Below are 22,150 nucleotides of genomic sequence, written 5' to 3' on the forward strand. Positions count from 1 at the left end.
CTCACCTTCTCTTAATTATTTAATTGCACCTTTTGTTAATCCTTGTTGTAATTGCTTTTGCCCTAAAAATAGTAAAATCAATGTTGGAATAACGATAACCGTAACACCGGCCATTACGCTTCCCCAATCAGTTGCAACTTCTTGAGACTGAAGCTGCTTCACACCGATTTGCACTGTTCTTACTTTTTCATCAGTGGTCACTAAAAGTGGCCATAAATACATATTCCATGTTGTTAAAAAGCTATATACTCCAAGCGTAATAAAACTCGTTTTACAATACGGAATTACAACGCTGAATAAAAACCTTACATTTCCAATCCCTTCAATAAACGCAGCTTCTTTTAGTTCATTCGGAAGTGTCATAAAATGTTGACGTAACAAGAAAATACCGAAAGCTGTTGCAAAAAACGGCACTGTCATCCCGGCGAAACTATTGATCCAGCCAAAGTTTTGAATCGTTAAAAAGTTAGGCACCATCGTTGCTTCCCACGGAATCAGCATCGTTGAAATAAACAGGAAGAAAATTAAGTTTCTCCCTTTAAACTGAAGAAAAACAAAAGCATAAGCTGCTAAACTTGATACGATAAGTTGTCCAATCATAACGACTGTCGATACAATTAAACTGTTATATAAGTATGTAAAAAGTGGTACTTTTTGAAAAATATTAATGAAATTATCAAAAGTAAACTGGGTCGGAAATAACCTTCTCATTTGAATATCGTCTGGTGTCATAAAACTTATTAAAAATGCATACAGTACAGGAAAAAATACCATTACTGCACTAATAATGAGCAGCATGTATAATAGGAAATTTTGTTTCCACTGTTTAACAATCATTTATAATGCACCTTTCTCTCAGCAAACTTAAATTGAAGTAATGTAGCAACGAAAATGAAAACAAATAATACCATCGCTTGTGCACTTGCTGTTCCAAATTGATGATTCACAAACGCCTCTTTGTAAATCGAGTACACAATCAAATTCGTTGCATCATTCGGTCCACCGTGCGTTAAAATATCAATTTGTCCAAAACTTTGGAACGCACTAATTAACGTTACTGTTACAATAAAGAATAAAGTTGGCGATAGCATCGGTAATGTAACACGGCGAAGCTTATATAAATAACTAGCACCATCTATAGATGCACTCTCATATAAAGACGTATCGATATTTTGTAAACCACCTAATATAACTAAAAATGCAAACCCTGTATTCACCCAAACTGTTGTAACTGATACAGAGAATAGTGCCCAGTCCGGACTCGTTAACCATGCGATTGCAGGAAGATTCATAGCGGCTAATATATTATTAAATAATCCTACACTTGGATGAAATAAAAATAGCCAAATCACTGCACTAGCAGCTACTGATATTCCCATCGTCGAAGAAAACAGAACTCGGAATAACCCAATACCTCTTACCTTTCCATTTGCAATCAATGCAAGAAACAAAGCAAATATAATACTCGTAGGCACTGTATATAAAACAAATAGTAAAGTTGATTTTATACTTTTGTAGAAGGCTGGATCAGAGAATAAATATTGATAATTTTCTAAGCCAACGAAAAGATTAGCTTCTCCATGTATATCGGTTAAATAAAAACTATAGTAAATCGTCCTAAACAATGGATAGAACAGAAAAATCGAAAATAGCAAAATAGATGGCGCCAAAAACAATAATCCTATTCTTAAATCTTTCGTTCTCCCCCATAATTTTTTCTTTTTTGACACCTTTGTTTGAACTGGTAACTTACTTACTTCGATCATTATTTCGCCACCACTTTCAACTCTTCTTCAGCTACCACTTTTAAGCGTTCATTCGTGTTTTCGTTAAAGAAGCATAACTTTTCTTGCGAGAATAATAATTTTACTTTGTCACCTTTGTTCAAGAGTAACTGTCCGATGACTTTCGCACTCCAAATTGTTCCATTTACCGCAAAGTTTAATATAGATTCATTCCCTAATACTTCTACAGATTGCAGCGTCACTTCTTGTCCTTCCTCAGACAGTGCAATATGCTCAGGACGCATGCCTATACGAATTATTCCTTCTGGTAATTGCTTTAACTGTCCAATAGATAATGGAATTTGCAATTTCCCTATATGTAATACACCTTTTTCTTTATCCACTTCTCCATCATTTATATTCATAGAAGGAGAACCTATAAAGCTTGCAACAAATTCGTTTGCTGGTTCGTTATATATGTCAAGTGGTGTTCCAACTTGCTGTATACTTCCTTTATTTAAAACCATAATACGATCTCCCATAGTCATCGCTTCTATTTGATCGTGGGTAACGTAAATCATCGTAATTCCTAATCGCTGCTGAATTTCTCTAATTTCAATTCTCATTTGCGCACGTAATTTCGCATCTAAATTCGAAAGTGGTTCATCCATTAAACAGATTGGTGCTTGACTCACGATCGCCCTAGCAAGCGCAACACGCTGTCTTTGTCCGCCTGATAATTGGCCTGGTTTCATTTTCACATACTCTTTCAGTCCTACCATTTCAATAGCTTCCATTAATCGCTTTTGTCGCTCTTCTTTTTGTACTTTTCTTACCTTAAGTCCAAATAAAATATTTTCTTCTACAGATAAGTGTGGATATAATGCATAATTTTGAAATACCATTGATAGATTACGGTCTTTCGGCTCTAGATCATTTGCAACACGTTCATTAATAATTAAATCTCCCGAAGAAATCTCTTCTAAGCCAGCGATCATTCGTAATAATGTGCTTTTCCCGCATCCCGAAGGTCCAACTAAAACAAAAAATTCGCCCTTCTTAATATGAACCGATACGCCTTTAACCGCTGTCTCTTCTGCATTTTTATATACCTTTGAAACATTTTTCAATTCAATCACAAGGTTGCACTCCTTTTTTCTTCATGTATCCATACTTCATAATGACTTGTTGAAATCGCACTTGCTCCTGCACGAATTGCAATTTCCGCATCTTCTCGCGTTTGAATCAGCCCGCCTGCAATAATAGGAAACTCTATTTCCTCTGCTAGCTGTTTAATTATAGAAGGCATAATCCCCGGCATAATCTCTACTGCATTTGGTTTAGTCGTTTTACAATTTTCAATTGATTTAGTAAGGGATAAAGTATCTACAATAAAAATACGTTGAATTGTTTTCAATCCAATTTTATTAGCATTTCGAATTGTCGAACCCTTTGTTGAAATAATACCTTGTGCCCCGATAACATCTTCAATATACAAAAGTGCTTCCTCTGTATTCGTATTTAAGCCTTGTATAAAATCACAATGAAGAAATACATCATGTCCATGTTTCTGCAATTCATATACACGCTCTGGTAATTCCAGCATTGAACCAGTCATAAGAAAAACTGTTTTCGGCAATTTTTTGTATGCTTTGTATCCTTTCCAATCCTTTATCATCGCAATATAAGGTTCTTTAAACATTCATTCCACCTAACTGTTCTATTTTTATCCAAACTAAAAACACCTACTTACATAGAACGCCTTTCTCCTTATTTGAACTCTAGAGAATAGAGCACACCTAAGAAAGTGGCACATTATATGTAAGTGGGTGTTCTCAAATGTTCTCTACCCTAGTTATTTTGTTACCTTTACTATATTACGCATTTATTAAGTCAGTTTTGATAGATTGTTAATTAGGTGTTAACCGAATGTTAATATTCACCATATCACTATTTACATTAATCTAGATATTAAAATATAAACAAATAGAACGAAACAATACTTAAAATTCAATCAATATGTAAATTCATTCCATAGTTAATTAGTTTTAGTTTTCTCGCAACTGCTTGTGAAGCATAATTATCCCAAGAAGTACTATAAAGTGGAATGCGTTTTTCTTCTTGTAATGATATCGCCCAGGCTGTAGCAACATCAGTACCATATCCGTTCCCTTGAAACTCCGCTAAAGTTTCCACACTTGCCTCAGCAGCTACGGGCGTACTTCTGGCACTGCAACAAACAGAAACTACCTTTTCATTTTTTACAATTGCAAAATAAGGTTTCCTCCATTCCATCTGTTCTATTAGATTAGGAAAATTTTCTCGCAAAAGCTCTCTATTCTTCTCAGTTATTTGTATTGTTCTAGTCGGCTTATGTAAATTACTATGAAACATGAAAGCAGGACCCATCCAAATATTTTTCACTGTTCTTTCTTCATTTAATACATTAATAATCTTTGCTATCTCTATATGCTTTGAAGGTTCTTGAATTAACTTCTCAATCTTACTTACCGTTTCATCATCCACATTACAATGATATCTCGTTATACTCCCTTCACGAGTTCTGCCAAGAAAAAAACGTGGTGCTTTCGGATTTCCTTGTTCATTTACATATTTCATTTTTCCTACTTGATTATGAACAAACAAAACCTCTACCTGAATTACTATTAAATCAAGTTCTGAGAGCCTCATTTTTATCCTCCTTATTTACTCCATATACCATCCATTCATAATCTATTTTTCATGTTCAAAATAAAAATCCCATTCAAATACACATTACTGAATCCATCATACTAACTGATTTCTTCATTCTGTCTATCTAAATGGGATTATTTTTCGTTTTTTACTCTACTGGTTGTTGTGGCTGTACTACTTCATTTGCTCCAGCTACCCTCAACATATTTACAATATCTTTAAAACCTCTTTTTTCAGCGTATTGCAGTGGCGTCAGATGTTCCTTGTTAGCCATATTTACATCTGCACCGTGATCAATAAGCAATTGAATTACTTTCTTATGGTTTTCACTACCATTTCCTAATACAATTGCTTCTAATAGCGCTGTTCCACCACGTTCATTTTTATAATTCACATCAATATCTGTATGCTCTAATAATTCTTTAACAACCTCTACATGGCCACGCTCAGATGCAGAAATAAGTGCTGTTCCACCTGACTTAGTCGTTTCTTTCGTATTAACTCCTGCATTAATTAATACTTTTACAATATCCGTATATCCTTCTCTACTTGCATAAAGAAGTGGATTACTTTTTTTCTCATCTTTAATTTCAATATTAGCACCTGCACCAATTAATGCTTTAACTGTCTCTACATGATTTTGGTACGTCGCTGCAAGGACAGGCGTTTCTCCGTTGTCACCTTCTACGTTTATATTCGCTCCATCCTGAATCAACTTCATAGCTGTCTCTGTGTCTCCAAGAGTAGCTGAAAGTAACAACTGTTTGTCCATTAAATTTATACTTTTCTCTTCTTTAGATTCTTCCTGTTCTTTATGCTTCTCTTTTTTCTTTTCATTTTTCACATGAACCGGTTTCGATTCTGGTTCTTCTTGCTTATCGCAAGCCACTACCGTCATTAAAAGTCCTAATAAAATACATAATAAAATTTTTTGTTTTCTCACAACTACAGCTCCTATGAAAGATAATGTTTTCTTAACCATTCCTCCATCACATACAATAACTCTTCTTGAGTACATTTATCCATAAGCCCTTTAGATTCCTTCTTTAATCAGATTATCTTAAGCTTATACTATGTTTCTCAACCTATTGAAATGATACGCCTGATGGCCCCATCATTAACATTATGAAGCAATTAGTTTAGCACGTTTTTACCGCATTTGTATACATTTCTAAAAAGTACATAAAGTGAAACTTTAATTAGTGGGGGTTTTGTTCATCCACCACTAATTATTAGCCCACACCAATCGGGCTTTTACGGGCAGCCCGACTCCACCTAAATTCTTTGCTTTCACTAAATTTTGAGGTGGGGATCTTACTGCCCGTTAATGCGGGATAAATGATTGCTTTAGGTTACTATATTCCATTGTAACCGTTCTTCTAAAAATTTTACACCTTTTCTATATTTGCACCTGAGTAATAATAGAAAAAGACAACTATATAGTTGTCTTTTTCTATTATTAATGATGTCCACCATGATTTCCTGCTTTCGGTTTCCCCATCATCTCTTTATTCATTTCCCATTTATGCTCTGCTAGCTCTTTATACGAAAGAACTTTCCCCTTATAGTTAGATACAAAGCTCTCTGCATCTTTTTTATTTTTAAATGAAATGACATTATAAGCCATCGGTGTCGTTATTGTTTTATCATATACGTAAGTAGCGTCTTCTAACGAAATCCAATCTTTCGAATCATAATCTCGAACAAATTTCTCTTTCGTCTTTTCATCTGAGTTGATCTCCATCCATTTATACATACAACCGATATCATCAAACTTTAACGCTTTTCCATTTTCTAAAATAATTTCTGTTGCAAATTGATTATCTGTTACCCCAATTTGACAAATATCACATTTATCATGTTTCTCATCAATGGCAACAGCTGCTGTTTCCTTTTTCCCACACCCGACTACTGTAAATATGAAACATAAACATATAGCAAGTACAACATATTTTACTTTCATCAATATTCCTCCCTAGAAACCGTATACTTCACGAAAAGAATACCAAAAGGTTGTGTGAGATTTGTGAAAAAACAATGTGCTTTTTGTAATATAGGAAACAAAAAAAGATGTGTAGTTATTTCTACACATCTCTCATCACTCGCAGCCTGTAATTAACAAATCATCTTCTAACTTAACTAATAATGTATCCGCACTAATTTCCTGTCCAACTTCTACATTTACCAATCTTATATTTCCACTAATCCCGACTGCAATTTTTTTTAGCTCACCGTCATTTTTTCGGATCATCAGTAATTTTTCCCATTCATATACGTAAGAAGATTCATTAATAAAAATCTCCTCTACTTTTCCTTCATAAGAGCTATAAATCTCTTCAATTCTCGTTTTCATATAACATCTACTCCCTATTTCACACTTCACTATTTTCATCTTATTCTACCATTCTTACGAGGAGCAGCTTACTTTTTAAAAATTCAAATTAACTACCGTGAACAAAATGAACAAAATAAAAATTATGCTTCTAATGATGTTATTTTTCAAATTATTTACCATTTGAATAGATGCTTTTATTATAAATAAAAAACCTTTTTCTGAATTTTTATTCTATTTTGAAAGCGCAATCATTCTTTTGAGGGGGAAATTACATGTTAGCACTACTTGGATTTGGGATGGTATTTGTCTTTATGTTTTTAATTATGACGAAACGTATTTCAGCGCTAGTAGCATTAATATTAATTCCGAGTGTTTTTGCATTAATTGGCGGATTCTATGCCAATATGGGGCCTATGATGTTAGAGGGAATTCAAAAATTAGCACCTACTGGTATTATGCTTATGTTCGCTATTTTATATTTTGGGATTATGATTGATAGCGGTTTATTCGATCCTGTCATTAGTAAGATTTTAAAATTTGTAAAAGGAGATCCTTTAAAAATCGTTGTCGGAACGGCTATATTGACTATTATCGTTTCTCTAGATGGTGACGGTACAACAACATACATGATTACAGTTTCCGCAATGTATCCACTATATAAGCGCCTTGGAATGAACCCCCTCATATTAGCTGGAGTTGTTATGTTAGGGGCGGGGGTAACAAATCTTACACCTTGGGGTGGACCCACAGCTCGTGTTATGAGCGCACTTGGACTTGATGCTTCCGAATTATTTACACCTCTTATTCCAGGAATGATTACTGGTGCAATTTGGGTTGTTTTCGTTGCCTACTATCTTGGAAAAAAAGAAAGAAAACGTTTAGGAATTATGGATGTACAGTATTTAAAACAAATGCAAACAATGGATGAGCAAGCTGCAACTGTCGAAGCCGCAGTACATAAACGTCCTAAACTTCTATGGATTAACTTTTTATTAACCGCTACATTACTTGTCTGTCTCATACTAGAAGTTATGCCGTTACCTGTTTTATTTACAGTCGCTTTTGCTATTGCTGTTATGATTAACTATCCAAACTTAGAACAACAGAAAGAACGTATTGCTTCTCATGCAGGGAATGTATTAGCAGTTGTTTCTCTCGTATTTGCTGCCGGTATTTTCACTGGTATTTTATCCGGAACAAAAATGGTAGATGCGATGGCTAACAGTGTAGTAACTCTTATACCAGATGCACTTGGACCACAATTGCCAATTATTACAGCTCTTCTTAGTATGCCATTCACATTTTTCATGTCCAATGATGCATTTTACTTTGGGGTATTACCTATTTTAACGAAGGCTGCTGCTACTTACGGAATTAGTGCAGCTGAAATGGGACGTGCTTCCTTACTTGGGCAACCCGTTCACTTATTAAGTCCTCTTGTCGCTTCCACTTATTTATTGGTCGGAATGGCCAAAGTTGATTTCGGTGAACATCAACGCTTCACTTTATTGTGGGCCGTTGGAACGACAATGGTGATGTTGATTACTGGAATTGTAATTGGGATTATTCCAATATAAATAGCACATAAATAAATTTATGTGCTATTTATAAAACTCACCAATCTTTCTTTGTTAAGAGTACATATTCCCGATCCGCCAATATTAATTGCAAGGGAGAAACTAAATCTTTAAAATTCAATTCACTATAGTTAGATACAGGATTATTTTCTTCTCCATACCAAGCCGTATAAAATTCAAGTGTAAATAACTCATCCTTCATATCTTGAATATAATTAAAAAGTAACTGTAAACATTTCAAATTCGTTTCGCAACCATTTTTAAATTGTCCTCCTTCTGGAGTAATGGAAACACAAAAAGGATTTCGCAAATGACTAGGTATCTCTGTTTTTTTTATCTCTCTTACAACAATTGCAGCAAAGTCTAATTCTGATCCTAAGAAAGCCTTATCCCTTTCCACTCTCTTTGTTTCTTTTCTACCAAATATCCCTATAGGCAACCTCTTTTTTGCAGCAAGAAAATAACGTTGAGTCATAATATATTCCCTTCCAAAAAGAACGTAACTTCAGTAAGCTACGTTCTTTTTTATTAAATATATTTTGCAATTACTAAAGCATTAAGAAAAGTCTTATACTCTTCATTAGTCAATACACATTCCGCTTGATTAATCCCTTTAAGTACTAATAATTCATTAAGTAATTGTTTTGAGTTTCCCTGAATTGTAAAATTAGAAATAAACCTTTTATCGATTGATTCAATAATAATCACAATTTCCCTGCCTTCTTTAATTAACTGCTGTTTTTCCGAATCAGTAATTTTTGAATCATTCATAATCTCATTTTCAATAAAATCTCTATTATTTTTTTCCTCTGTTGATAATAAACCCCTTAAGATTTTTTCATCATTAATACCGAACACACACTCAATAGTTTTATAGTTAATATAAGGGTCTAGCATAAGGTTCACAAGTTCTTCTTTTCTTATTAAAATAGCTTTATATTTAAAGGTTATAAGCTTTCTAACCTCATTTATAGAATGTTTATATGGCAATTGTGATTTTAAAAACTGTTCGTGTAATTTCTTTAAGCCCATATTACTTCTTCACTCCAGTTCTAAAAAAATGAATGCCCACCTACTCTTTTATTATGAGCGTCCTGTGCATGAAAATGATAAAAATAACTACCTCCATTCCCATGAACCTCCGCTTTAGTAGGAGTATACTTACCTGCTTTATTCGCCACTGTCCAAGCTAAAGAATTGCTTCTAGACCAAATATCGCCCCCTGCTCTTAAATGCGCCGCTGCTCGTGACTGAGAAACACTATTACCAATCCATAATTTGCCACTTCTTAATTTTGCCATATAATGATAAGGATCACTTCGCTTCAATCGACTAATAACCTTAGTTGCTACATAATATGTTACACCTGCTATAACCATTGCTGCTGAAATTGCAATTAAATGTGATACTAGAGCCCCTCCTAAAACAACAGCTATGGGTAAAACTACTGCCGAGGCTTTTGTTTTAGTATTATCGACTACATATTGTTCACCCGTTTCTATATCCGTAAAAGTCGCAATAAAAACATCCTCTGTAGCCTCTGAAATTTCTACCTTATATTCTTTTTTCACTTCATTATTTGTGTCAGCATTTTCAGTTGAAATAACCGTTATAGTGTCTTCTTCTTTATTTAGTGCGGCATTTATATTCAATTCGTTATCTTCAACCTCTAGATTAGTCTCGATAATCGCGATTTCATCATTATCTTTTACAATTTCTATATCTTCTTTAAAATCTTCAGATAACTGTATTTCTCCATTTTCATCTAAAATATAATTGTAACTTTCTCCACTCACTTCTTCAGCTTGTACAATATCGACACGAGGCAAGGTACTTACAATTAAAATTAAAATTAAAATTAAAATTAAAAAAGATGAAATATATTTTTTGAAATTCATTCTACTTTTCCTCATAAAACAACCTCACTCCCCCATATTTTTTAATCTTCTAATCTTAAAATTCCATACCCATACTCATTATCATATCCAGTTCTCCCTGCATCTACTGACAATTTTTTTAATAAATCTTTTACTGCATCTACCTTTCCTTCTTTAATAGAATCATTGTAGTGTTCTTCCTCACTTATTACTTTAGCAATAATTCCTGTAACATAGGCAGTTGCAAAAGATGTACCACTATAACGCTCGTACCCTCCTAGATTATTTGTAGATAAAATATTTACCCCTGGGGCTGTAAAATCGATTTTTCCAGTGGAAGAAAAAGAAGCCCTTTGTAAATTGGAATCAATTGCTCCAACCGATATTACATTTGCAAACTTAGCTGGATATTCTACCTTAGAAATATAATTATTTCCTGCTGCTGCTACAATTATTATATTTTTTTGAATTGCTTTATCTATAGTCCCCCTCAGCTCCAAATTATTCGCCCCTAAACCAAAGCTAATATTGACAATATCCATTTCATTATTAATACACCATTCAATCCCTCTTATTAAGCTACCAATATCACCTTCTCCAGAATCAGATAAAACCTTCACTGAAAAAATATCCGATTCTGGAGAAATACCGACTACCCCTTTATCATTATCTTTGGCTGCAATTATTCCTGCTATAGCTGTTCCATGTCCCAAATTATCCACAATGGGCTCATCCACATTTATAGCATTGTACTCCCCTTTTATTTTCCCTACTAAATCAGGATGGTTTTTGCTAATCCCACTGTCCAAAATTGCAATTTTCACTCTGTTACTTTCTTTAATATGTGTTAATCCATTTTCCCATGAATTTTCTTTTTGCTCTAAAAACTTCTTTTCATCTAAATTTTTTTCATATTTTTGGTTCTTCAATTGTGAAAAGATATACACTATCCCTGATAAAAATAAGAGTATTATTATATATTTTTTCATTATTATCCCTTCTCCTATTTCAATTTATTATCATAACCTCCTTACTTTTCTGAATTTTCAAAAAAATAAAATCACACCTCCTCATACATAAAATGTTTATTTGTTTAAAATTTACCATATTTTACATTGTTATTCAAGACAAAAATTATACATATATATTATTTAATTAATAATAAACATAGTTAATTAAACCTAAAAATTATATTGTTATACTAACCCCTTCTACTTCATAACTAAATTGTGAAGTAGAAGGGGGGTCTAAAAATTAAATACCTTATCATCTATAAATTTATTTCATCATACTTTATAAAATAAAAAATTCAAAAACCATTAATTTTAATCTTAAACACAGTCTTTGATATATATTTATTAAAACCTTATATTAAATTATTGATACCTCTTTATTTTTTTACTACTTCAAGAAAATACCGTCTCTCCGGTCTCCCCACACTCCCATATATTAGCTCTGCATGAACTTTCTTCCCAGATATTAAATACTCTAAATAACGCCTTGCAGTTGATCGGCTTACGCCTACCATTGAACTTAGCACCTCTGCTGTAATCCCTTCTTCATTAACTGTTAACATATGCTTTTTTATTTTCGCTAAAGTTAAAGGATCTATCCCTTTCGGGGCATATTCTATTTGATCTCCCTTCACGCCTCTTTGAGACCATAAATATTCAATTTGTTCTGTAGATAATTGATTGTTTTTCTTTAACTGTATAATCTTTTTTTGATAGCCTTCCAGACTTGCTTTAAATCGGTCAAACATTAGTGGCTTTACGATATAATCTGTTACTCCGCCCCGCAGGGCGTGCCTCACTACATCTGTTTCCGATGCCGCTGTAATCATAATAATATCTGTATCGTGCAAATGATGCCTAATATATGTGACAAGTTCCGTTCCCTGCATATCAGGTAAGTACACATCTAATAAAACGAGCTGTGGCTTCACAAGCTCTAGCCATTCTTTCGCTTGTTCTCCAGTCGTTGCCGTTCCAATTACTTTAAATCCCTCAATTTTTTCAGTAAAACGACGATGAATGTCCGCAATCCGAATATCATCTTCTACAATTAATACTTCAATCTCCTCACCCATTACTATTCGCCTCTCTCTTTTGGTAGTGCAATAATAAATAACGCACCACCTAAATCCCCTTTTTCGATTGCAATACTTCCATTTAAATCTTCTACTAACTCTTTCACTTTTGCTAATCCATATCCTCGCTTTTCTCCTTCTTTCGTCGAAAAACCTTTATAGAATATGTTAGTAATTATTTCATCATGAATCCCTTGCCCTGCATCTTCCACTTCAATTAATATTTCTTCTCCAATATCAGTTACAAACATTCTTACTTTCTTATCATCCTCTTGATTTCCTTCAATTGCTTCAAATGCATTCGTAATTAAGTTTCCTAAAATAGAAACGACATAATTACTCTCAATGTGTGGACTTAATTTCTCTAAACTACTTTCTCGATCTAGCATAAAATCAATCTTCAATTCTCGTGCTCTATTATAAAATCCAATTAAAATTCCACCTAACCACGGATTTTGAATTCGCTTCATAATAAATTGAACAAAATCTTGATATACTGCTGTTTCCTTATGAATAAGCTCTAAAGCATCTTCATATGATTCTAATTGGATAAGACCCGAAAGCGTATACAATAAATTGTTATATTCATGCGTTTGCGCTCGTAATGCCTCTGTATATTGCTTCGTCTGAGATAATTCTGCTGTTAACTGATCCATTTCAGATTTCAAACGTAAGCTCGATACAACGCCAGTTACTTTATTCTTTACTTTAATAGGTAGACGGTTCGCAATAACAGCCTGTCCTTTTATATTTAATTGGCGATCAAACTGTTCTTCACCAGTTTGAAGTACATCTAGTATCGTTGAATTAGGAATTACATTTAAAATAAATTCCCCAATAATATTTTGTTGTTTATTTAGCGAAAGAATATCATAAGCTGCTTGATTGACTAAACTAATCATGCCATTTTTATCGATTACAATAATCCCTTCACGTACAGATTGAATCACTGTACTATGCTCTTCATATAAAGATGAAATTTCTTCTGGTTCCATCCCGAACATCATTCTTTTTATACTTGCCGCTAAATATATAGAGCCGATTATCCCAATTAAAAGACCTATTATTGTAATCCAAAATACCCGCTTTCCATACACTTCTACTGCTCCATGAATATCAGCCATTGAAAACCCAACAGACACCACACCAATAATTTCATTTTCCTGGTTACGGACTGGGACTTTCCCACGCAATGAAGGGCCTAATGATCCATTAGCTTTCGAAACATAAGATTTCCCTTCTAATAAAACGCCTTTATTATCTCCACCAACCATTTTTTCTCCTATTTTATCTCGCTCAGGATGCGCATAACGAATCCCCTCTTTATTTCCAACTACAATAAAGTCAGCTTCTGTATCAATTCGAATTTTTTCTGCGATTGGCTGAATAATAGAAGCTGGATTTTCTTTTTGAAAAGCTTCCTGAATTTCTGGTATAGCGGCAACTGTTTTCGCAACATGCAAAGCTCTTTTCCCAATTTGCTCTTCTACTGTTTCAGATAATATGTAATAAAATAAATAACTCGTTAGCATAAGTACAACAAGAATAAGTGTACTAATAGTTAATGTAATTCTCGGTTGTAGTTTTAATTTTTTCAATTTCAAAACCATTCCCCTAACATAATTAAAGATAGAATTTAAAGAAAATACAGTTTTTTATTATCATAACACGCTTACTATATATTTCTTTCTTTTTTATCTTCATAAAAAAGAAACGAAGCATAAGCACTACTTCGTTTCTTAACAGTTTATTATTATATTTTAAACTTACCAATCATCTCTTGTAATTCCTCTGCCATTTGTGATAAATGGACTGCTGCTGCATTTATTTCATCTACTGAAGCTAATTGTTCCTCTGAGGAACCAGCAATATTTTGAACACTTGCTGCATTTTCTTCAATCGTAGCTGCAATTTCATTAATAGATGCACTTACTTGCTTTGCATCTACCGTCATTTGTTTTGCTACATCTACCATGCTATCAATTTGTACAACTGTATCATTTGTAGACTTCAATATTTCGGCAAAGCTTTGCTTCGTTTCATTTGCAACTACAAGTCCTGATTGTACTTCTGCTCCAACTTGATTCATAGAGCTTACTGTTTCTTTTATATCAAATTGAATCTCTTTCACTAGTTTTCCAATTTCCGTAGAAGACTGTCCTGATTGTTCTGCTAGCTTTCGCACTTCATCTGCTACAATTGCAAATCCTCTTCCTTGCTCTCCAGCTCTCGCAGCCTCAATTGCCGCATTTAACGCTAATAAATTTGTCTGTTCTGCAATATGTTGAATCACTTCAAGAATTGCTCCAATTTGTTTCGACTTATCGTCTAACAAACCAATGATTTTGTCTGACTGTGAAACAGAATCATGAATTAATTGCATTTGATTCACATTTTTTTCAACTAACTTCCCACCATTTTCAGCTTTTTTCTTCGTATACATAGAGGCTGTAGATACTAATGAAGAACTATCTGCAACACGCTGAATTCCTTCTGTAACTTCTTCTAACAATGTTGCTCCTTCTTCAACTTCTTTCGTTTGTATTTCTGCACCACTCGATACTTGCTCTATCGCCTGTGTAATTTGTTCCGTTGCTTCGCTTGTCTGCTTCATACTAGCTGTTAATTCTTCTGAAGATGCTGCTACATGACTTGCTGAAATGTTTATATTGGAAATGACACTATGTAACGATGTAGCCATCTCGTTAAAGCTTTCTCCTAGCTGTCCAATTTCATCTTTAGAATGAACTGTAATTGATTCTGTTAAATCGCCTTCACTAATCTTCTTCGATGATATAACAAGTTGTTTTAACGGTTTAATAATAGACGCAATAATGAAGTAAATTACAATCCCACCGATTATTAACGAAATTCCAAGAACAGTTATTGTTTTATAGAAAATAGGTTCAGCCGCTTCGATAATTTCTTTGGAAGGCATAATTCCTGCTATTTTCCATCCAGTTTTCTTATTCGTTTTAAAAGTGATATTACGATCTTCACCATCTAATGAATAATGAACATCCCCAGCTTCCTGTTTATACAATTCTTTACTAAGTTTCTCTTCTAATTTCTCTCCTGGCTTCATTTTCGGGTGCGCTACTACATTTTTATCTTGATCAAATATTGCTACATATCCTTCCTTACCGATATTAACCATCTTGGAAGTAGTAACAATATCATTAATGATTAAGTCAATCCCAAGAACGCCACTTTTATCCTCATTTTGTTTTGCTAGTGTAATAACAATATTCCCTGTCGTTTTTGACTTATATGGAGCAGTTACAATTACTTCTCCGCTTTTCTTCACTGCCTCTTTATACCAATCTCTTTCTGTAGGATTATATCCATCTGGCATCTGAATAGCTGGTGATTGAATAAACTGTCCATTACTAGATCCTGTATAGATTGCTTCCATTTCTGGATGCAGTTTATTGTATTCTTCTAGTTTATTTTGTATGTTTTGAATTTGATCTGCTTGGTAACTTGATTGTGTGAATAATTTTGTAAAATAAGTTGCATCTATTTTTTTACTATCCAATTCTTTATTAATTACATTATCCAAAATTTTTATATTATCTTTCGCCGAGTTTAAAATCGTTTCATTAAAATTCGTCTTCGCCTGTTGATAAGACGTCCAACCAATTACAATACTTGGAAGAATTAAAATAATAATAAATGATACAAGTAACTTTGTTTTTAAACTACTACTCCTTAATTTCCCTTGAAACATACTTCTACCCCTCCATACCGTTTTAAATGTAATTAATTAACATTTAATCTTTCTATAAAAATAATACGATTTAAATGTATCGATGAGACTCTCTATCTTTTTCTACATCATAAAGAATTGATACATATCTTTTTCATTCTATATAAATTAAATAATTAAAACAATGTATAAAAATGTATATTATTCGAAATATTATAATTCACAGAAGAACCTCTAGTATTTCACTTACTAGAGGTTCTTTCCACCTTACTATTCTTTATCTTTTTCTACTTCTTTTTTCTCATCTTCTACTACAGATACAACAGGTTTATCGCTTGATAATTGTTGTACCGCTCCTTTTCCTGCAAATCCTTCTAATAGCTCTTTTAAGTCAATGCCAGAAGAAGCTTTTAACGTTTCTTGCATCGTTGCCATTAAATCAGTCGCATAACCCGCAACTTTTCCGGCCCCGCTATTTTTACCACCGCCGCCTGTATCGACAACTGTGATTTTATCAATATTACTAAGCGGACTTGCAAGTTCCTTCGCATAACTTGGAAGCATTTTAAGAACCATATCCATAATTGCCGCTTGACCATATAATTCAAATGCTTCTGCGATTTTTTGTTTCGCTTCTGCTTCTGCTAAACCTTTTAATCTAATAACATCTGCCTCTGCTGTACCTTGCGCTTTTTGTACTTCCGCTTTCGCTTGACCTTGTGCTTTTTCAATTTCCGCCTTCGCTAAACCTTCTACACGTACTTCTTCTGCACGTGCTCTCGCTTCTGCTTCAATCTTATATTGATCCGCATCGGCTTTTTTAATTTGTTTTACTTTTTCTGCTTCCGCTGATTGCTCAACAGCATAGCGATCTGCATCGGCTTTTTTCTTAACTTCTGCATCATATTGCTTTTCACGACGCGCAATCTCTTTTTCTTCTAATTCAATTTGTTTCTCACGCTCAATGATTTTAACGCGCATTTGCTCTTCTGTAACACCTTGTTGTGCTTTCGCTTGTTGTAATTCGTAAGAAAGATCCGCATCTGCACGTGCTTGCTCTTGTTCCCTTTTATAGGACTGTACTTTTAATTCTTTATGTTTTTCAGCTTCAGCGATCTGTGCATCACGTTGATATTCTGCTTCTTTTGCTTCTTTTTCAGCACGTGCTTTTTCAATACGTGCTTCTTTTTCACGCTCTGCGTTCGCAATTGTTGCATCACGCTTAACTGTTGCAATTTGCGGCTGACCAAGCGCATCTAAGTATCCGTTTTTATCCATTATTTCTTTAATTGTGAAGGAAACAATGCGAAGTCCCATCTTCTTTAAATCTGTAGAAGCTACTTCATGTACCTTTTGAGCAAATTGCTCTCTATTACTATACGCATCTTCTACTGTCATAGAAGATAAGATAGCACGGAGATGCCCTTCTAAAACTTCTTTTGCTTCTATTTTTAACTCTTCTGTTTCTTTTCCTAAATATTGTTCAGCCGCTGTGGAAACCTCTTCAATTGTTGATCCCACTTTAATAATAGAAACACCGTTTACTGTGATCGGTACACCTTGTTTCGTATACGTATCACGTGTACCAACTTCTAATTTATAATTTAATAAGCTTAAAGGCTCTGCTCTTTGCATAATTGGAACTACGAAAGTACCGCCCCCGCGAATAATCTTAATCTTCTTTCCATCATCAGTGGTAACAACATTCTTTCCACCACCAAGCCAGTTCCCTGTAACAATTAACGCTTCATCTGGACCAACCGTACGATACTTCGTAATAAATACTAAAATGAGTAGAATTAAAATTGCGAGTAAAACTCCACCGATAATTAATGGAATCGTCATGCAAATTCCCCCTTATAATTTTGGTTTCTTTAAAGAATAAGCGATGTTTTGTACAAGTAAAACACCATCTTGGACTCCCTCGATAATAACCTCTGTTCCTTGCGAAATATCTTTTTTTCCAACTGTTTTAGCTGGGATTGCATTACTTCCAAATTGGGATGAAATTAATACTTCACCAAATCCTTCTGTAGGAATTGTCGTAATGACTTCTCCTTTGCAACCGATAAATTCACCCATACGTTGCACCGTGTTTTGTTCTGCTTCTGCAATCGGTTTTAAAATTAGTATTTTCATGATGAAAACACCGATAAAAGATATAGCAAATGCAGACCCGAAAATAAGAATACTATTAAAGGAAAATAAATATTCTCCTATATAACTAAGTCCACATAACATGGCGAAAAAACTAAGTAATAAAGTAACAACGGATACAGATCCGCCTCCAAAACTAAATATGGATTCAAATATATCTCCAAAAAAGATATAAATTACAGTGAGTATAGTAGCAATAATAAATCCATATAAATAAATTGTTTCAAGTGGATAACCAAACAAGACCATTTCTTATCCCCCTTTCTTAAACAATCCCTTTTTTGTTATGTGTATGCCCCACCTCTTTCAAAGATTATCATTCTTAATTTTCAGTTATTTGACCTTTAAAGAAAAGCCTGTAAGACAGGCCTCTAAAAAAGAACAGGAGAAACCTATTGTGACAGGCTCCTCCTAGAAAATAACCGATATATTATATATCTATATAATATATTGTTTTCCACAAAAAGTAAAGTTAAACATACATTGGAAAAGTACTTATTTTACTGATAATTTGTAAGTTCCATCACCATTATCATATTTATATACATACAAGTAATACTTGCCTGGTTTTGCATTAAATTTTGCTTCTATATGATTCCCATTGGCTTGACCGTAAGCCGCATAATTTTGCATATCTGATTCATGGTGAAGTACCCATGTCATCCCAATTCCATACTCATTTAAAACAGAAATGTCGATATCTTTCGTTGATGCTACATTAAATGTATAAACATCAGTGTGGTCCCCGCCAATGAGACTGCCTTTTATCGTACTATTTAGCCCAATACGATTTGCTTCCTCTGGACTATTATTTGGCTCTGATTCTGTTAAACTTCCATCTTTAATCGTAACAGTTGTTTCGCTTCTGCTCTCTTTTCCTTTATCATCTTTTACTCTTAACGATACTTTATAAGAACCTTCTCTTTCATATACATGTACTGGATTCACTTCTGCACTTGTGCTTCCATCTCCAAATTCCCATAAATAAGAAACAATTTTTCCATCTTCATCGTTTGAGCCATCACTTTTAAATTGAATTCCCTCTTTTACAACTCCATTATAAGGTCCGTTTACATTAACCGTCGGAGCTTTATTTTCTCCATCATCTTTTGCGATTCCATGGAAGACTACATCATATTCAAATTCATTTGAGCTATTCACACGATAATTGACGAAGTATGCTGTAACAGTTTTGTAGCCACTCCATTCTTTTTGCGCCAATTGTTCTAAAGATTCATTTACTCTTTTACTCATTGCTTTCCAATCTTCTGATTCACCTTTTGTGACACTACCTGTATACGTACCTTCTAATGTAAATGTATTAAAGAATTGAGAATTATGTTTTGTCATTTTTGTATCTTTCATAGGCAACGTATCACTAATTTCTTTCTTCACCGCTGTTAATGACTTCGTTGCATGTTCAGCTAAATAATCATCAGCTACTTCTGGTACAGTGTATATATCTTGATTATTAATTAATTGTTGCATATACTCTTGATACTCTTTATTTAACTTAGGATCTTTACTTAGATTTTCACGATATGCATCATAATTTTTCACGTCATTCGCACGAATTAAATCTTGAATTTTATCAAATGTTTCAAACTGATGCGTATATAAGTAAGACTGCAATGCGAACGAGTAATTATAGAAATCCCAAGAACCGTATTTAGCAAATAGTGTGCGCTCTGCAGTATAACGGCTTGCAGGATCAGATGATAATCCGCTAATTATACTCTTTCTTGGTACAACGTTATTCGTACGAGTAGAGCCTGCGAAAAACTCTGCATTTCCTTCTTGGAACCAAGTTAGCCTTTCATTTTGATACATATCTCCTCTTCCAAATAAACCAGGAACTTCATATCTCCCTTGCAGATAATGAGTAAATTCATGACGGAATAACTCTTCTAAACTATAAATACTTTGCTCTGGTGTACGCTCATATGTAAAGAATGTTCCTGTTTCTTCTATATAAATTCCACCGTTGTTTGTTTCATACCCATACAATTGTCTATTTAACTGATATTCATCTGGACTATTATAAATTACGATTGTTAACACATCATCCGCATTTCCTGGCTCTAACGCTTTGTCATTTCCAATTACACGGTGATACTGTGCCTTTACTTCCTTCGCAGCCCAATATAATCTCTTAATTTTTTCTTCTGATACCTTATCTCCTGTTTTGAACACAATTGATCCATCATCGAATGTATACGTTTTTGGTAAGTACTGCTCTTTTCCTTCTTTACGTATTTTCTCTAAGTCTACTGTATTCCCCCTATAATCTTTACCATTATAATTTGTTGTAATTTGTTCTACCGCAACAAAATACGGTTCACTTAAGCGCGGGTACATATGCATTGCTTGTGTAACAACCTCTAATCCTTTATTCGGATTGCTATGAAATTTCCCTAATCGGCTAGCAAAATAAATGCCATTATTAACGAGCCATTTATTTTCTGGCGTTACTTTATTTAGAAGAGCAATACGATTTATTTCATTAATAAACCCATCTACTTTTCCATACCACATCGTTTCATTCGCTTCTTTACGGGCCTCAACTAAATAAGACTGTATATCATAGTCAATCCCTTGCATCATATCGTATATTGCTTGTCCCTTCATTCGATCATTTACATAAGTAGTAAAATTATCATTGTATTGCTTTAAAATATTTGATGCGTATTGAACTGTTTCAACATCACTTGATGCATTACTAATTAATTTTCCGTATGCAGATACGACTGTATCTTGTTCATCTGTACCAAGCTTAAAGTTTGGATTTTTTGCGATTGCTTTTAAAGCAGGTAAACATTTATCCTGGAAGCTTCTTTCATTTAAGTCGCTTAATTCACTATTATAAAATGCAAGATAAAAAGCTGAACGCAACACTTCAGTAAACGTTTGAATTCCTTTTGAATCATCTTTCGTAAATGTACTACCTCTATGAGCTAATTCATCTATAATGACTTGCATTTTTCCTTTATCTTTATAAAAAGCCTTTGCATCTTCATTAAACTGGAATAAGTCTGTAATTTGGTGCCACTTAATACTACCTAACGTTTCAACTAATTCTTGATCATTCATTTTGTTTAAATCAGCCATTGAATAGCTTTCTTTAACTTGCTTTACTGCAGTTTTCTTCGTAATAGATGCTGGTCGCTGTGAAAAATCTCCTACTTTTAAACGTTCTTGAAATGATAAAGTTTCATCAACTTTTGAAATATGTCCAACTTCATCTACCGGCTTTTCAATTCCAACCGGTTTCGTTTTCAACACGTTATACGGTACTTTTTCTTCCGCTGCTGCATGAGTTTGAAGTGCCCCTAACGATAAAGCCATTGTACTAATGCTAAGCATCACTTTATTGATCTTTGATTTCTTGTTCATATCCTTGCCCCCTATTTTAATATTCCATTCAAGAATTTAACATAAAATCTGGATGTAACAATATAAAATGCAATATTTCATATTATTTCTTCCTACAATTTGTACATATCGTGAACAAATCAACCTTTATCTCCCGCCAATAGCCTGCTTTCTTCCATTTCTAATACACTTAGAAATGCCCAGCAATATCCTTCTCTCATAAAAAAAGACATCATCATATGCATGTTTCTAATGAAACTGCCATGATAATGTCTTCTCGAAAAAGTAAAAATTAGTTATATCTAATAATAAGATTAAACGTTATTCATTTCTTAAATAATCTCTTTCTAAATACGAACATACTTAGGGCGGAAAGAACAAGTGTTATTCCAGAAAGTAAAGTCGATGTGCTAGCTTCACCGCCTGTTGATGGTAAAGATTTCTTGCCTTCCTCTGGCTTATTAGTATGTTGTTTATTTAATGTGTCTGCTTTTCTTCTCTCTTTTTCAACAACTTGATTATTCCCTTTTGGCTCTTGATCCAATCCTGTTGCTGATTCTTTTACTTCTTCTTTCGCTTCTTCAACTTCTTTTGTTGGCTCTTTTACTTCTTCTTT

General features: G+C 33.8%; 20 protein-coding genes. 1 reads left to right on the top strand and 19 read right to left on the bottom strand.

The window, feature by feature from the left end; all coding sequences use genetic code 11:
• Nucleotides 1–15: 15 nt before the first annotated feature.
• From C4S65_RS14670 to C4S65_RS14705, 8 genes are all read right to left on the bottom strand, one after another.
• Nucleotides 16–837, bottom strand: a complete 822-nt coding sequence (locus C4S65_RS14670) for a carbohydrate ABC transporter permease (protein WP_000635948.1) — start codon at nt 835–837, stop codon at nt 16–18.
• Nucleotides 834–1,766: a sugar ABC transporter permease gene (locus C4S65_RS14675; RefSeq protein ID WP_000573802.1), complete on the bottom strand. Its 933-nt coding sequence runs from the start codon at nt 1,764–1,766 to the stop codon at nt 834–836. Before C4S65_RS14675 ends, C4S65_RS14670 begins: the two co-directional genes overlap by 4 nt.
• Nucleotides 1,766–2,863, bottom strand: a complete 1,098-nt coding sequence (ugpC, locus tag C4S65_RS14680) for a sn-glycerol-3-phosphate ABC transporter ATP-binding protein UgpC (protein ID WP_000571381.1) — start codon at nt 2,861–2,863, stop codon at nt 1,766–1,768. The genes C4S65_RS14675 and ugpC overlap by 1 nt, the downstream gene beginning before the upstream one ends.
• Nucleotides 2,860–3,426 (bottom strand): glycerol-3-phosphate responsive antiterminator, encoded by a 567-nt coding sequence (locus tag C4S65_RS14685; RefSeq protein WP_000471999.1) that lies wholly within the window; start codon nt 3,424–3,426, stop codon nt 2,860–2,862. The genes ugpC and C4S65_RS14685 overlap by 4 nt, the downstream gene beginning before the upstream one ends.
• 308 nt (nt 3,427–3,734) lie before the next feature.
• Nucleotides 3,735–4,415: a GNAT family N-acetyltransferase gene (locus C4S65_RS14690; RefSeq protein WP_086407054.1), complete on the bottom strand. Its 681-nt coding sequence runs from the start codon at nt 4,413–4,415 to the stop codon at nt 3,735–3,737.
• Nucleotides 4,416–4,566: 151 nt separating this feature from the next.
• Nucleotides 4,567–5,436, bottom strand: coding sequence for an ankyrin repeat domain-containing protein (locus tag C4S65_RS14695; RefSeq protein WP_000287334.1), 870 nt, complete (start codon nt 5,434–5,436; stop codon nt 4,567–4,569).
• 441 nt (nt 5,437–5,877) lie between these two features.
• Nucleotides 5,878–6,381 (bottom strand): nitrous oxide reductase accessory protein NosL, encoded by a 504-nt coding sequence (locus tag C4S65_RS14700; RefSeq protein ID WP_000865661.1) that lies wholly within the window; start codon nt 6,379–6,381, stop codon nt 5,878–5,880.
• 135 nt (nt 6,382–6,516) lie between these two features.
• Nucleotides 6,517–6,771: a hypothetical protein gene (locus tag C4S65_RS14705; protein ID WP_000857376.1), complete on the bottom strand. Its 255-nt coding sequence runs from the start codon at nt 6,769–6,771 to the stop codon at nt 6,517–6,519.
• A gap of 254 nt (nt 6,772–7,025) precedes the next feature.
• On the opposite strand from C4S65_RS14705, the gene C4S65_RS14710 reads away from it, so the two are divergent.
• Nucleotides 7,026–8,330 carry a CitMHS family transporter gene (locus tag C4S65_RS14710; protein WP_103945275.1) on the top strand — a complete coding sequence of 435 codons (1,305 nt, stop codon included), beginning with the start codon at nt 7,026–7,028 and terminating at the stop codon, nt 8,328–8,330.
• A 37-nt stretch (nt 8,331–8,367) separates the two neighbouring features.
• On the opposite strand, the gene C4S65_RS14715 is transcribed toward C4S65_RS14710, so the two are convergent.
• From C4S65_RS14715 to C4S65_RS14765, 11 genes are all read right to left on the bottom strand, one after another.
• Entirely contained in the window at nt 8,368–8,805 is a 438-nt protein-coding gene (locus tag C4S65_RS14715; RefSeq protein WP_000194259.1) for a hypothetical protein, read from the bottom strand.
• Nucleotides 8,806–8,858: 53 nt separating this feature from the next.
• Entirely contained in the window at nt 8,859–9,362 is a 504-nt protein-coding gene (locus C4S65_RS14720) for a hypothetical protein (protein ID WP_000523312.1), read from the bottom strand.
• Between the two features lie 20 nt (nt 9,363–9,382).
• Nucleotides 9,383–10,228, bottom strand: a complete 846-nt coding sequence (locus tag C4S65_RS14725; RefSeq protein ID WP_098517165.1) for an SAR2788 family putative toxin — start codon at nt 10,226–10,228, stop codon at nt 9,383–9,385.
• A gap of 41 nt (nt 10,229–10,269) precedes the next feature.
• Nucleotides 10,270–11,196 carry a S8 family peptidase gene (locus C4S65_RS14730; protein WP_000759924.1) on the bottom strand — a complete coding sequence of 309 codons (927 nt, stop codon included), beginning with the start codon at nt 11,194–11,196 and terminating at the stop codon, nt 10,270–10,272.
• A 401-nt stretch (nt 11,197–11,597) separates the two neighbouring features.
• Nucleotides 11,598–12,296 carry a response regulator gene (locus C4S65_RS14735; RefSeq protein ID WP_000503460.1) on the bottom strand — a complete coding sequence of 233 codons (699 nt, stop codon included), beginning with the start codon at nt 12,294–12,296 and terminating at the stop codon, nt 11,598–11,600.
• 2 nt (nt 12,297–12,298) lie between these two features.
• The gene (locus C4S65_RS14740; protein ID WP_003306268.1) at nt 12,299–13,906 is read right to left on the bottom strand and encodes a sensor histidine kinase; all 1,608 of its coding nucleotides are present in this window, start codon (nt 13,904–13,906) and stop codon (nt 12,299–12,301) included.
• A gap of 143 nt (nt 13,907–14,049) precedes the next feature.
• Nucleotides 14,050–16,026 (bottom strand): methyl-accepting chemotaxis protein, encoded by a 1,977-nt coding sequence (locus tag C4S65_RS14745; protein ID WP_000486197.1) that lies wholly within the window; start codon nt 16,024–16,026, stop codon nt 14,050–14,052.
• Nucleotides 16,027–16,275: 249 nt separating this feature from the next.
• Nucleotides 16,276–17,850 (bottom strand): flotillin family protein, encoded by a 1,575-nt coding sequence (locus tag C4S65_RS14750; protein WP_000154999.1) that lies wholly within the window; start codon nt 17,848–17,850, stop codon nt 16,276–16,278.
• Between the two features lie 12 nt (nt 17,851–17,862).
• On the bottom strand, nt 17,863–18,411 hold the full coding sequence (locus tag C4S65_RS14755) for an NfeD family protein (RefSeq protein ID WP_000242439.1): 549 nt from the start codon (nt 18,409–18,411) through the stop codon (nt 17,863–17,865).
• Between the two features lie 246 nt (nt 18,412–18,657).
• Nucleotides 18,658–21,555, bottom strand: coding sequence for a collagenase ColA (gene colA / locus C4S65_RS14760; RefSeq protein ID WP_098838595.1), 2,898 nt, complete (start codon nt 21,553–21,555; stop codon nt 18,658–18,660).
• A 304-nt stretch (nt 21,556–21,859) separates the two neighbouring features.
• On the bottom strand, nt 21,860–22,150 hold a 291-nt coding region (locus tag C4S65_RS14765; RefSeq protein ID WP_142391536.1), incomplete at its 5' end, for an LPXTG cell wall anchor domain-containing protein.

It is taken from the genome of Bacillus sp. ok061 (assembly GCF_900108285.1).
GTDB classification, from domain to species: domain Bacteria; phylum Bacillota; class Bacilli; order Bacillales; family Bacillaceae_G; genus Bacillus_A; species Bacillus_A thuringiensis_S.

Bases quoted from the DNA above. Each gene is read 5' to 3' on its own strand.
- C4S65_RS14670 (WP_000635948.1), bottom strand. From the start codon at position 837: ATGATTGTTAAACAGTGGAAACAAAATTTCCTATTATACATGCTGCTC.
- C4S65_RS14675 (WP_000573802.1), bottom strand. From the start codon at position 1,766: ATGATCGAAGTAAGTAAGTTACCAGTTCAAACAAAGGTGTCAAAAAAG.
- C4S65_RS14685 (WP_000471999.1), bottom strand. From the start codon at position 3,426: ATGTTTAAAGAACCTTATATTGCGATGATAAAGGATTGGAAAGGATAC.
- C4S65_RS14690 (WP_086407054.1), bottom strand. From the start codon at position 4,415: ATGAGGCTCTCAGAACTTGATTTAATAGTAATTCAGGTAGAGGTTTTG.
- C4S65_RS14695 (WP_000287334.1), bottom strand. From the start codon at position 5,436: ATGTACTCAAGAAGAGTTATTGTATGTGATGGAGGAATGGTTAAGAAA.
- C4S65_RS14700 (WP_000865661.1), bottom strand. From the start codon at position 6,381: ATGAAAGTAAAATATGTTGTACTTGCTATATGTTTATGTTTCATATTT.
- C4S65_RS14705 (WP_000857376.1), bottom strand. From the start codon at position 6,771: ATGAAAACGAGAATTGAAGAGATTTATAGCTCTTATGAAGGAAAAGTA.
- C4S65_RS14710 (WP_103945275.1), top strand. From the start codon at position 7,026: ATGTTAGCACTACTTGGATTTGGGATGGTATTTGTCTTTATGTTTTTA.
- C4S65_RS14715 (WP_000194259.1), bottom strand. From the start codon at position 8,805: ATGACTCAACGTTATTTTCTTGCTGCAAAAAAGAGGTTGCCTATAGGG.
- C4S65_RS14720 (WP_000523312.1), bottom strand. From the start codon at position 9,362: ATGGGCTTAAAGAAATTACACGAACAGTTTTTAAAATCACAATTGCCA.
- C4S65_RS14725 (WP_098517165.1), bottom strand. From the start codon at position 10,228: ATGAATTTCAAAAAATATATTTCATCTTTTTTAATTTTAATTTTAATT.
- C4S65_RS14730 (WP_000759924.1), bottom strand. From the start codon at position 11,196: ATGAAAAAATATATAATAATACTCTTATTTTTATCAGGGATAGTGTAT.
- C4S65_RS14735 (WP_000503460.1), bottom strand. From the start codon at position 12,296: ATGGGTGAGGAGATTGAAGTATTAATTGTAGAAGATGATATTCGGATT.
- C4S65_RS14740 (WP_003306268.1), bottom strand. From the start codon at position 13,906: ATGGTTTTGAAATTGAAAAAATTAAAACTACAACCGAGAATTACATTA.
- C4S65_RS14745 (WP_000486197.1), bottom strand. From the start codon at position 16,026: ATGTTTCAAGGGAAATTAAGGAGTAGTAGTTTAAAAACAAAGTTACTT.
- C4S65_RS14750 (WP_000154999.1), bottom strand. From the start codon at position 17,850: ATGACGATTCCATTAATTATCGGTGGAGTTTTACTCGCAATTTTAATT.
- C4S65_RS14755 (WP_000242439.1), bottom strand. From the start codon at position 18,411: ATGGTCTTGTTTGGTTATCCACTTGAAACAATTTATTTATATGGATTT.
- colA (WP_098838595.1), bottom strand. From the start codon at position 21,555: ATGAACAAGAAATCAAAGATCAATAAAGTGATGCTTAGCATTAGTACA.